Raw genomic sequence first — 12,742 nt, forward strand, 5'->3', positions numbered from 1 at the left:
TCAAACCGCTTTACTCCTATTTCAAAATGTTACTTTTAAGCAAACTCAATCAATTTCCTATCTATCTCTGCAATCTCTCCAATCTCTAATATACCGTCCCACAAAATAATCGCCTTCGCTTCCTCATTCTCAACAAAATCATCCAGCTGATTTATCCGGCCTGCGAATAAGGCGCCATACTCTGTCCTCTCCGGGCCATGAAAGCTCGGCTGCAGCCTAAATTTCATTAACCCTTTGAAGCTGACTTCCGCAATTGTCTGATTAGTCTCCTCATACAATTCTCGAATTACACATTGCCTGGCCGTTTCACCTGCTTCAATGATGCCTCCGGGCAATTCCCAGCTGTTCCTCCACTTATTATGCAAGAGAAGATGCTTACCCTGACATTCCACGACAATTAAAGCATGTGTCAGCGGGGCATCGCCATCCCGTACGACAGCCTCCAATTGATCTTCTTCAATTTGTATAAACTCCAAAAAAACATTCCCTTTCGCATCCGTCATAATCGCCATTCCACTAATCCTCCGCTCTCTTTTTGTGCTGCAACAAAAAAACGCGCAAGACCCGTTGGTCCTGCGCGTCCTATATCGCAGGATGGGAAGCGCAAAGAGCGTTAACCCATCCCTAATCTAGCAGGAACGTGTTAACGCCTTTCATGATGATGAGATTGTAGCAAAACCAGCTTATACATTTTCATTGCCCCATTCCACATACTTTATGGAAATAATAACCACAACCTATGGCTATGTCAAGCTATAAAAAAAATCCCGATTGCTGAGAAAGCGCAATAAGCACTTTTTCAGCAACCAGGATTCCTTTCCCGCTAAGCCGATAGATCGATATCGTCTTTGACATGGAGCCGGTTCTGCTCTTTCTTCTCGATCCAGCCGCCTACCCGAATGAAGAAGAAGGCTGTAACGATTGTGAAAATAACGATGCCGTAGAAGCCGGCTCCGATCCCGATACCCACTCCGCCTGCGAACAAGATCATCGCCGCGGAAGTCAGTCCTTTTACTTCGAAACCGGTCTTCATTATGAGACCGGCACCGAGAAAGCCAAGACCGGATACGATTTGAGCGGTCAACCGCATCGGGTCCATCATCGTCCGGTCATGCATATGACCGTATACTTCTACGCTCTCAATCGATACGATTGTAATGAGCGCTGAAGCGACTGTTACGAACGTATACGTTTTTACACCTGCGGGTTTGTGCTTATGCGTCCGGTCAAACCCGATCAGCAGGCCAAGTATGGCGCTAATTAGAATACGGAAATAAATTTCATGCTGGGTGAAAAAATCACCGATAAATTCAAAAAATGCTGTCATGCCCTTTCGCCTCTTTTACGTTGAAACACTCTCATTCCGGCTGTAGACCGGCGAACAAGAGCTTCTTTCAATAATAGTACTGCTTACGATACAATTGTCCGGGTAATCGCCCTCTAGCACATCTAATTTATGCATGAGCTGCTTGACGGATTGCGCACCGAGCTCCGAAGGCTGCAAATCCATGCCGGTCAGAGATGGCGTTACTTGATGCATCATCGACAAGTCACCGCAAATGACGAATAGAGATATATCATCAGGTACGCTGAAGCCCAGCTCATTGATGGCATTCATCACACTGAAGGCCGTGCGGTCGTCATCGGCGATGATGGCCGTTACCCTTTCCTTGCGCTCGCCCAGAATACGGATCGTCTCATCATAGCCATAAGTCATATACTGATCGGAGTGAATACCAGGCTTATAATGTACCATATGCGGCTGCAGCTCGATTTCATGCTCCTGAAGCGCCCGGACGAACGCTTCCGTCCTTTCGATGGATACGGTGCTATACCTTCCGGCGTTAAGAAACATCATATTGCGATGCCCAAACCCGACCAGATAGCCGCATATATCCCGCATAATCTGGTCATTATCATTGTTAACCGTTGTCGCGTCGTACAAGCCTTCATTAATAATCTTGCCTACGGTCACAAACGGCACTTGATTCTGATGCAGCAGATCGATCCGCTCATCCTCTTCCATTGGACCGAGCACAATGGCGCCATCAATCGGATAACTGGCCAATGACGGGGTTTTAACCTCCTCAACGGGAATCATATCCAGCAGGACACGATAGCCGTAAGTAGAAGCCTCTAGCACAACGCCGTTAATAAATTGATTGTGGAATACGCTGAAAAAGAAGTTGCCGTGCGGGATCGTCAGCCCGATCGCCATCGTCTTTTTCGTCACCAAGCTTCTTGCAATATGGTTTGGGACATAATTTAATTCGCGGGAAACCTGCAGCACTTTTTCCCTCACGGTTTTGCTTGTGGGCCTTTTCTGGCTGAATACATTAGAAACCGTACCTTTTGAGACGCCCGCCAGACGAGCGACATCATCGATTTTTGCCATCTCTGCATTAACATCCTCTCACGGCATGCTAAACCTGGTCCCCTAGTTTGCGAGTTCGCTATTAACGCCCTTCAGCTTTAATTCCTCCGCGTAATGACAGGCTGTGAAATGATTATAGCCTACTTCGCGCAACTCGGGAACTTCTTTCACACATTTTTCAGTGCGATATGCGCATCTTGGATGAAAATGGCAGCCGCTAGGCGGATTTGCCGGGTTCGGAACCTCTCCCTCTAAGATGATCCGGCTTTTCTTGTAATCCGGATCCGGCTGCGGTACGGCGGACATCAAGGCTTCGGTATAAGGATGCTTTGGCTGGTCAAACAGCGACTCGCTCGAAGCCAACTCCACAATTCGGCCTAAGTGCATAACCGCCACCCGGTCGGAAATGTTCTGTACGATAGACAGATCATGCGAGATGAAAATATACGTAATCTTGAATTGATCCTGCAAATCCTTGAGCAAATTAATAATCTGCGCTTGAATCGATACGTCGAGTGCGGATACAGCTTCATCGCATACAATCAGACGCGGCTGCGTAATCAGCGCTCTGGCTATCGCGATCCGCTGCCGTTGTCCGCCAGAGAAAGCATGCGGATACCGCCGCAAATAGCTTACGTTCAAACCCGTCTTCGCGGCAATTTCGGTAACCTTCTCCTCCACCTCCGCTTTGCTAAGTTTGAAGTTGGCGATTAACGGCTCGGAGATAATATCGAATACGCTCATCCGCGGACTAAGCGAGGAATAGGGATCCTGGAAAATCATTTGAATTTCCCGGCGGTACGTCTTGGAGCCTTTCCCCTTCAGCTTCAGAAAATCAATTTCCTGCCCGTCTTCGGTATGGTAGACGACCTGTCCGGAGGAAGGATCCATCCCCCTTACGATGCAGCGGCCCAGCGTCGTCTTCCCGCACCCGGATTCACCCACGATGCTGAGCGTCTCTCCTTCGATCAGCTCGAAGGAGATGTCATTCAGCACGCGAACTGGCGCCGGCTTTTTGAAGAGGGTCGTTTTGGATTTAGCTTGAAAATTTTTGTTCATATCGACAACATTGAGTATTGGTTTCGGCTTGGTCATTGTGATTCTCCTTCACGCTGATCCGAATACAGGAAGCATCGGACGGAATGCTGGTCGGAAATCTGGGTTTTCGGCACCGCACTCATATTGCAAACGCCTTCAATTCGATCCTTGCAGCGGTCATAGAACCCGCACATCGGCGGCATATCGATTGGGATCGGAACCGATCCTTCGATAGAATCCAGTCTCTTCGTCTTGCCGCCGCCGAGCCGCGGCATCGATTTCATCAGCCCTTTTGTATACGGGTGTTTCGGGTTCGCGAAAATTTCTTTTACAGGCGCCTGCTCGACGATTTTGCCCAAATACATAACGGCGACCTCATCGCACATTTGTGCAATAATCCCCAGATCATGCGTGACGAGCAGAATCGCCATGCCGAACTCGGACTGCAGCTTCTTCATCAGCTCCAGCACCTGCGCTTGAATCGTTACATCAAGCGCTGTCGTCGGCTCATCGGCAATGAGAATTTCCGGGTTGCAGGATAGCGCCATCGAGATCATCGCCCGCTGCCGCATCCCGCCGGAAAATTCATGCGGATATTGGTCAAACCGCTTCTCCTGATCGGAGATACCCACTTTCGCGAGCATTTCGAGCGCGATTTTTTTCGCTTCTTTTTTGTTTTTCGTACGATGGATACGGATCGCTTCCATCATTTGATTGCCAATCGTATACATTGGCGAGAATGCCGTCATCGGCTCCTGAAAGATCATTGCGATTTTCCGGCCGCGAATGGAGCGAATTTGTTTGCCCGCCGGCTTAAGCGACAATATATTGAGCTGATTCAGCCAAGCTTCCGAATCCGAGTTGTATATGATCTCTCCGGTCGTTTCGCATTCTTTCGGATTGATGCTTATAATCGAGCGGCTCGTCAGACTTTTACCGCAGCCCGATTCACCAACCAGACCTAAGGTTTTGCCTTTATGAATTTCGAAATCGACTCCGTCTACCGCGTTCATGGTTCCGTTGTCCATTTTGATCTTAATACTCAAGTTCTGAACGGACAATAAAGGTTGCTCTTTCTGAGCAGCTTGAGTCGTCATGCTATCGCCTCGCTTGCCATTTATTTATACCAATGCGTTCTCTTATTTCTTGTAAGGGTCAGCGGCATCACGCAAGCCGTCGCCAAGGAAGTTATAGGTCAGTACCGTAAGAACAACGATGCCGAGCGGGAACAGCTTCCACGGATACAATGCGACGTTCTCGATCTTCTGAGCCTCTTGCAGCAATACGCCCCAGCTTGTTGCCGGCGAACGAATGCCGAGTCCGAGGAAGCTCATTGCCGTCTCAGCAAGAATCATGCCAGGAATAGCAAGCGTTGTCGCTACAACCAAGTAGCTGATGAAGCCGGGAAGCAAGTGTTTGACGATAATTTTCGTATCGCTGACACCGGCAATCTTTGCCGCTACGACATAATCTTCATTTTTCAGCGAGATGAACTTGCCCCGTACGACCCTCGCGAGGTCAGTCCAGCCGATAAAGGCGAAGATAATCACGATGTACAAATACATGGTGACGACAGGTATTCGCGGCGGAATAGCCGCAGACAATGCCATCCACAGCGGCAGCGTCGGGAAGGACCGGATAATTTCAATTACCCGTTGAATCAGCGAATCCAGCCAGCCGCCGAAGTAACCGGAGACACCTCCGATAAACAAACCGATGACGAAGCTGATGCCTACGCCGACGAGCGGAATGCTGAGTGAAATTTGGCTTCCAAGTACGATCCGGGAAAATAAGTCTCTTCCCATGCCGTCCGTACCGAGCAAGAATATACGGCCCGGTTCATTGACACCAATGAAGTGAAGCGAAGTCTTGAACATGCCAAGGAACTTATACTCCTCGCCTTTAACAAAGAACTTCAGGTTATGCCGCTTTTCCGTATCCGGAACGAATACTTTCCGCATCGTCTCCGGGTCGCGCTCCGACTTCAGCTCGTAGACGAACGGCCGGATATGAAATTTGCCTTCCGCATCCACAAATCTGAGGCCCATTGGCGGCACGTTTACATATTTACTGTCATAGCTTTGCAGCCCGTAAGGGGCAATGAATTGCGCGAACAGCGCAACAATATACAAGAAGGATAAAATATACAAGCTCATACGAGCTAATTTATGCTTTTTGAATCGCAGATACATCAGCTGCCATTGCGAGCTGTAATTGGAATCTTTTTCTGCTTTGGGACGAGTGGTTTCCGACGTTGGTTTCTTGAATGCAGGTAATGTTCTCATCGTATTAATTTCCCCTGAATTCTGTACGAATTTTTGGATCCAGCCATGCAAGTAGAATATCCGAGATCAATGTGCCCAGAACGGTCAACAATGCCATAAAGAGCAGCCACGAGCCAGCAAGATACATATCCTGGCCGAGCAAGGCATTGTACATAACCGGCCCTTGAATCGGCAGGTTCAATACGATAGCGGTAATCGTCGAGCCTGTAAATACAGAGGACAACGACCAGCCGAACGTACTGACAATCGGATTCAAAGCGGCACGAGTCGGGTATTTGAGCAAAATCTTCGTCTCAGATACACCTTTCGCTCTTGCTGTCACGACGTTGGGCTTGTTCAGCTCATCAAGCATTTGCCCCCTCATGACACGGATCAGGTCGGCTGTACTTGCCAGACCGATAACGATGACTGGAATGACCAGATGCTTCGCCAAATCAATGACTTTGTCCATCGACCATGGCGCGTTGACGTACTCATTGGAGAATAAGCCAAGCAACGGATCGCCAAACCAGGTATAGGATAAGAACATTAAGATGATAGCAAGCAGGAAGTTAGGCGTGGCCATTCCAATAAAGCTCAATCCGGAGAAGAAATAATCGCCTGGCGAATACTGCTTGACAGCCGTATAGATACCGACCGGAATCGCAACGAGATATTGGAAGACCATCGTAACTAGTGACACGACTAAGGTTAATCCCATGTATTGCTTCACGACTGCAAGAACCGGCTTATTGTAGTTGAACGAGAAGCCGAAGTCTCCATGCAGCACGATTTTTTTCATCCATACAAAATACTGTTCATACACCGGACGGTCCAAACCTAAATTCGATCTCATTTCATCCATTTCTGCCTGCGTCATAACGTCCCCTGCTGCCGACATTTTAGCGGAATAGCTGGATACGTAATCGCCTGGCGGAAGCTGAATGATGTAGAAGACGACAAAGGAAATAAATATAACAACGGGTATGACTAACAGAATTCGTCTTATTATATATTGAAGCATCTCATATCCGTTCCTCTCCGCTACTAGCTGAATCTTATTGCGGCAATGGCAGGGAAGCTGCTTCCCCGCCATTGCCGCCGTCATTTACTGCATCTGCTTATTTAATGAAGAATTGCGATGGATGACCATGACCCAACGAGCGATATTCATCTGCCCAAATCATTTTGCCAGGAATGTTGTGAAGGTTGTTTGATGCTGCAATCAGTACAGGCGTAGGGCCTGCATAACCGATAACCCATTGGTTTTTCATATGAAGCTTAACGATCTCGTCTGCGTATTGATCGATTTCCTCTTGCGTTTTGCTCGCTTTGATTTTGTCCCAATACTCGAGAATTTTGGCAACGTCGCCTTCCGGCTTCACGCCTTCTTTGCCGCCCGATTGCGAATACAGACCGTAGTGGCCGAACCATGGCGTAATAACACGAAGCGGTACGAGCGTGTCCGGACGGAACGCTACGTTCGCTACCGAAATGTTCTCAGTTGTGATCGGAATTTGGTTCGCATATTTCATATCGAAGTGCGTACCGCCGTCAACGACCTTCAAGTTCGTTTTCAAGCCCATGTCTTCAAAATACTTTTTCAACAGCTCCAGGAATGCTGCTGTATCTGTGCTGGATTCAATGATCGTAAGCGTCAGTTCAGAGCCGTCCGCGTTCATACGGAAATTGTCTTTGTCACGCTTCGTCAATCCCAGCTCGTCGAGAATTTGGTTCGCGCGCTCCGGATTGAATTCTGTCCATTGATCCTTCCAGCCTTCTTGATAACCCATTACGCCTTCCGGTACGGAAGCTTGAACCGTCTCGCCCAATCCGTTCGTTACGATCTCGGAAATTTCTACGCGATTAACGCCGATGGACAATGCTTCTCTGAAGCGGATATCCTGGAACAGCTTGCGCAGGTTCGGATCCTGTGTCGTTTGGTTCAATTGGATGCCTGCACTGCTCCAAGCCGGCTGCGTCCAAGGAATGATGCGGTAGTTGCCTTTTTTCTCATTTTCCTTCAGAACCGTAAAGTCTCTAGCGTCGAAAGTAACCAAGTTGTAGTCGCCAGCCAATGTGCCCAGCACTTTCTGACTTGGATCTTGAATCTTCGTCGCTACGATGCGGTCGATGTATGGCAGCTGATTGCCTTCAGCATCTGTCTTCCAGAAGTACGGGTTACGTTCCATTACGAATTGGTCGCTGTTCGGATCTGTTGTTGGCATCCACGCTCTGAGCGTTGGAATTTCTTTGTGCAGCCAATCGTAGTAGCCTGTTTCTACCAGGAACACTTTCGGATCCTCGTAGCCCCATGATTTCGTAATTTCCAGCGTTTTCGCATCGCCTACGAATTCAGGAAGAATTGTTTCGTGGAAATGCTTCGGTGCGAAGAACCATTTATTGTCGATCGCCACACGCTCCAGGAACTGTACGCTTGGATATTTGTGCGTCACTGTGAAGGTATAGTTATCAACCTTTTTCACTTCGGCCAATGCTTTTTCGCCTGTTACCGGATCTACAGAGTAGTAAGCGTCATAGATTTTTTTGCCGAACGTTTCTTTCTTCAGCATGTGCTCCCAGTAGAAGATAACGTCATCCGTTGTGAACGGCACGCCGTCCGACCATTTCATGCCTTCACGAAGGTGAATCGTAAAGACCGTGGAATCTTCGTTGACCTCGTAGCCTTTAGCTACGTTTGGCTCAACCTTGTTGCCTTCTTTGTTGAAACGGAAAAGCGCTTCCTCTGTTGGCTGGCCTACGCCCCATTTGTCGGCAGGACCATTCCAAGGCATTTTCCAGTCGCCGCCGTATTGGCCGATCTCTTCAACGACATCTTCGATCTTAATATCTGCCGCTACCGGCATCCGGTCTTCCAGCTTCGGCAACTTTCCGTCTTTCACTAATGCGGCGAGCGCCGGAGCTTCCTTAGCCCCTGACTGATTGTTGTCGACAGGTACGACCGTTTCTGCCGGTTTCTCCGTTGCCTTTGGCGCGGAGTTGCCATTCGTACATCCTGCGGCAATAACCGCAATCACCACGAGCAGCATTAACATCATTTTGCTTCGTTTCAAATTAACCCCTCCATAGTTGAAATGACATCTTTGAACCTGGTCTGTCTCTCTGGTTAAACCGGTTTAAAAGCGGATGATGTGAAATCCTGGATTATGTAGGCTGTGTCTCTCGTGATGTTTAAACCGGTTTAATACCTCGGTAAAAATGTAAGCGCTTAATGTAAACGCTTTATTTGTATAATACATTGGATATATCTTGTAATCAATACCTATTGTTAAGATTTTGTAAATATTTATTTTTCTATTGACATTTTATGAATTGGTATATTTCATATTTAAACTACATAGTATTCGACTTCAAATGCAGCCGGAAACGGAACTTGGCGTCCTCCCCATTCCACATCGGAAAGTTTGTTCCCCAGATGTTGTTGTGAAGATTGAAATGCCAGCCGCCCTCCAAGGATGCGAAGGATTGGTCGAATTGCAGCAGTCTTCGCTCGGCTGGCGCAGCCAGTGCTGCGTCCAGCGTCTCGATCTCTGCCCAGCCGTCTGCCCCCTCATAAGACACCCCCCGTCCCAAGGCGTGAAGATTGCGGTTGCCGCCTTTCACTACCCGAAGCGGAGAGATTCCATAGCCGAGCTTATCCATCTGCCAGCTGTTCGGATTGTCCACCTTCAGGCCGCAACTGAACCAGCTCGCCTCAGGCAAACGATTGGCATCCTTGCCGAACCATTGCAGACAAACGCCAATAATCCCGCTCCGATGCTGGAACGTATACTCAATCTCCAGCTCCCGCGGTGCTCCGTAATTCTCATAGGCATGGGCTGGCATTCTCATTCGGATCACGTAACGGTCCTCACGCTCCCCGCATGTTCTATACATGGACGAGACAATTGGTTTGACCGATTGATAGCTTGGCAGCGGGCGGACAAATTCAAAGCCCGGTTTGCTGAAATCAGCATCTGCCCACGGATGTGTCACCGGCAGGTTTTGCATGTAGTTGCGGAAATACCGCGCATAATCCTCTGTACCAAACGTTTCATAGCTGTATTCTCCAAAAGGATGAGCGGCATCTGCCCATACCTTTCCCTGTTCATCGCTTAAGTGAATAAGAGCTCCCTGCTCGGAGAAAGCCAACTGATAGCCTCCGCTCGTCTGATAGATTTCACCTGCGCTTATTGACTCTTCATCAGCCGCTTGAGGTAATCGCGACGGCTTCAACTGAGCCAGCGCCTGAGCGGCTTCTTCCCGCTTGCTATCCTCCAATCCGAACACGGCTTGCTCCAAATAAGCTCGCTGCTCCGCCCAAGAGCTCTCAATCCTTGAATAGGTGCGCCGGCTTTGCTCGGCTGTGAACAACCCGCTGGAATGAAGATCGAATTCATTCATCGCGAAAGCGCCGATATAGCTGAATTTGGCCGGCATGTCATCGAGATCAATCTCATCGGCTGCTCGCGCTTGATTGAAATCTGCTTTCGCATAGTTCCGGAAATCGGGCAGCCATTTTTTGACGTCCAATCCCCATGTATGTTCGGTGACGAGCAGCAGCGCATCGCTCATCCTGTTGTATTCGCTGCTCCCAGCCGTCATTCTTCCGCTATCAGTCCATTCGCTTCGCAAACGCAGCAGCTCGCGCAGCCCGGCAACCTTATAAGGGTCCGTGCCGGCTCCATGAATCCAAGTATCTCCGATCTCTTCCCGCAATACGGGCAGCTTCTCACGTACTTGAGCCAGACGCTCTGCGAATGCGTCTAGCGTAGAAGCGATAATTCTCGCATCAGGGTATTTCTCCTGAATGTCCCGGAACTGCTCCTGAATTTCCTCGGCACTTGGCGGTCCGCAATTGTCTCCGGTGTGAGCGAACAGCAAAATATCGTCCATTCCTTCCGCTTCTACTGGCTCTCCGTAGCTTCCTGAGTAATTGACGATGATCTCGCTTCCGTCCTCCGCTTGCCAGCGGAAGAGCCTTGGCACGTCAGGACGTTTGGAAGCGGGATTCACGCCAAGATGCAAATATTTAATCCCCGCTGCCTGCAAATAAGGGACCATGGACAGTGTATGACCGGGCACGTCGGTCATTTTGGCAGCGATGGTTCTCTTGCCGAACTGCTGATCGAGCTCATGTCCGATCGACAAACCATACTGGAGCAGCTGGGGGTCCAGCAGCTCCGTATGCATTGTAAAGGGCAAGCCGTGCCAAGCAATATGCCCGCTTCTTATCGCCTTTTCCATCGCTTGTTTCTCGTCCGGCGAGGCCTGATCCAGATAATGGCGGATCAGCCAAGAGCCTGTCGTCCACACGAAGCGCGCAGCTCCGCCCTCCGCTTCCAGCTGCCCGGCTAACGCAATCGCTTTCGGAATATATTCCTCCTTGTATTGCTTCAGCACATGGGCAGCCAAATGTGTAAATCCGATATCCAAATGCGTTTTAAAGACGACGTGAACCGTTCTATTGCTATTCATTCGTTGTCCTGCCTCCGTAAAATATGGCTTCGTACCGCTCAAATTTCCCGATCTTTCCTATCCAACTCCAACCTTTAGTCTAGAACGACATCATTCGTCAAAGCGCCTTTTTCCTGAGGACCCGTTGGTCCGCCTGCAAGCAGCGGCTGACCGAAGAACGAGCCTTGTGCCGGATTGCCGAACCGGTAAACCGAGTCACTGTTCGGATTCGTATAATCTTTGTCCAGCCAAGTCGGCCAAGGATTTCCTAGCCCATTGCCTGTCGACAAATGCGGATAGTATTGGAACGCTTGAACGTTGTTCCAAGTATCCCATGCTGTTCCCTGGTTCGTTACATCCGTCAGCTGGGTGACGACAAGCTCCTGATAGACATGGGTTCCTGCATCCTTCCACATGCCGTGCGAGCCAAATGCAGTATACCCCACTGGATGCGTCTGATTGATCTTCGTTACTTCATCCCAGTTGTAAGCGGTACCAAAGGAGTGTGCGCCGTAAAAGACTTGAACCGGCTTCAAGTAGTTCGTGTTATTGTCGACAAACTTGGCCAGACGAACCGTAATCCGCTCCCAGTCGCCTACATGATCGCCAACCTCTGTACCGAAGACCGTTTTCCCTAAGTCATAAGGACTGAACTGGAAGAAGACCATGTCCACATTGTTGTAATCCTTCTCGACCCAGAAAGCGTAAATTGGCGCATTCGCCAAATCTCCCGAGAAGTATGGCAGCTTGAGCGTATAAGGATCGAGCGGCGTTTTCGTCTTGATTTCATATTTGCCCGAGCTTGGATTCAAGTAACGGTCCACATACGGGAAAGTAAATTCAACGGAGGACGGGAAATACGACTCTCCCTGTGCCATCCAAATCCGTGGAGCGAAGGTTTCCAGCAGCTGGCGCTTGGAAGTATCGCTGTAGGCATTGTTCGGAACGGCGACGCTCGTTGCATCCAGCGGCGAAATCGCTTCTACCTTCAAGCTCGACACTGTGTCATTGAAGTCGCTGCCTACATAAATCGCATCTGCCGTCAGCACCTTGGAAGCGCCGGAGAAGTTGGCGTTTTTGTACAGCGTAACCTTATAGCCCGGTGCGACCCGTACCGAGGAGATCGAATCATTGCCTACACCAGCTTGCAGCTCCGCCCAATCATAGCTGCCTACATCGAAGGCTTGCTCCAAGCCGCCGTATGGTGAATTCGTGTAAGCTGTAACCGGCTTGCGGGCCGCGCCAATCAGCTCTACTTTCATACTGGAGGTCTCGTCGTTGAAATCCTCCAGCCAGGCCGTATCGGCATACAGCACTCTGGAGGAACCGGAGAAATTGTAATCCTTATACAAGGTGACCCGGTAGCCTGGTGCAATCCGGATCGAGGAAATCTTGTCATTTCCCACAGTGCTGATCTGATCTACATTGTAAAGTCCCGTTTCGAAATCTTGCGTGACCCCGGTAAAATTGCCATCCCTATAGGCCGTTACAGGGGGCTGTCCTGCCGCGCTGGCAGGCTCCGTCTTCATGTACGAGAATACAGGTGCAGTTAAGGCCAACAGTGAAACTAAAACAAACAACTTGAATATTTTCATAATCGAGCTCCTCA

10 protein-coding genes are annotated in these 12,742 nt (G+C 49.4%); all 10 read right to left on the reverse strand.

From position 1 onward, the window contains the following. Positions 1 to 35: 35 nt before the first annotated feature. Positions 36 to 512 (reverse strand): NUDIX domain-containing protein, encoded by a 477-nt coding sequence (locus ACFVVF_RS05105; protein ID WP_387805991.1) that lies wholly within the window; start codon positions 510 to 512, stop codon positions 36 to 38. Positions 513 to 823: 311 nt separating this feature from the next. Further along, complete coding sequence (locus ACFVVF_RS05110) at positions 824 to 1,327, reverse strand: MgtC/SapB family protein (protein ID WP_387805993.1); 504 nt, start codon at positions 1,325 to 1,327, stop codon at positions 824 to 826. Positions 1,328 to 1,342: 15 nt separating this feature from the next. Further along, positions 1,343 to 2,395 carry a LacI family DNA-binding transcriptional regulator gene (locus tag ACFVVF_RS05115; RefSeq protein WP_387805995.1) on the reverse strand — a complete coding sequence of 351 codons (1,053 nt, stop codon included), beginning with the start codon at positions 2,393 to 2,395 and terminating at the stop codon, positions 1,343 to 1,345. Positions 2,396 to 2,437: 42 nt separating this feature from the next. Continuing rightward, the gene (locus ACFVVF_RS05120; protein ID WP_387805997.1) at positions 2,438 to 3,469 is read right to left on the reverse strand and encodes an ABC transporter ATP-binding protein; all 1,032 of its coding nucleotides are present in this window, start codon (positions 3,467 to 3,469) and stop codon (positions 2,438 to 2,440) included. Continuing rightward, positions 3,466 to 4,509 (reverse strand): ABC transporter ATP-binding protein, encoded by a 1,044-nt coding sequence (locus ACFVVF_RS05125; RefSeq protein WP_387805999.1) that lies wholly within the window; start codon positions 4,507 to 4,509, stop codon positions 3,466 to 3,468. Before ACFVVF_RS05125 ends, ACFVVF_RS05120 begins: the two co-directional genes overlap by 4 nt. 42 nt (positions 4,510 to 4,551) lie before the next feature. Further along, positions 4,552 to 5,697, reverse strand: coding sequence for an ABC transporter permease (locus ACFVVF_RS05130; protein ID WP_387806001.1), 1,146 nt, complete (start codon positions 5,695 to 5,697; stop codon positions 4,552 to 4,554). Positions 5,698 to 5,701: 4 nt separating this feature from the next. Beyond that, entirely contained in the window at positions 5,702 to 6,784 is a 1,083-nt protein-coding gene (locus tag ACFVVF_RS05135) for an ABC transporter permease (protein WP_387806003.1), read from the reverse strand. Between the two features lie 13 nt (positions 6,785 to 6,797). Further along, on the reverse strand, positions 6,798 to 8,750 hold the full coding sequence (locus ACFVVF_RS05140; protein ID WP_387806004.1) for an ABC transporter substrate-binding protein: 1,953 nt from the start codon (positions 8,748 to 8,750) through the stop codon (positions 6,798 to 6,800). A 280-nt stretch (positions 8,751 to 9,030) separates the two neighbouring features. After that, complete coding sequence (locus ACFVVF_RS05145) at positions 9,031 to 11,154, reverse strand: DUF5054 domain-containing protein (RefSeq protein ID WP_387806006.1); 2,124 nt, start codon at positions 11,152 to 11,154, stop codon at positions 9,031 to 9,033. A gap of 74 nt (positions 11,155 to 11,228) precedes the next feature. Then, the gene (locus tag ACFVVF_RS05150; RefSeq protein WP_387806008.1) at positions 11,229 to 12,728 is read right to left on the reverse strand and encodes a Vps62-related protein; all 1,500 of its coding nucleotides are present in this window, start codon (positions 12,726 to 12,728) and stop codon (positions 11,229 to 11,231) included. Positions 12,729 to 12,742: the final 14 nt, after the last annotated feature.

Source organism: Paenibacillus sp. NPDC058174, from assembly GCF_042883865.1.
In the GTDB taxonomy this organism is placed as follows: domain Bacteria; phylum Bacillota; class Bacilli; order Paenibacillales; family Paenibacillaceae; genus Pristimantibacillus.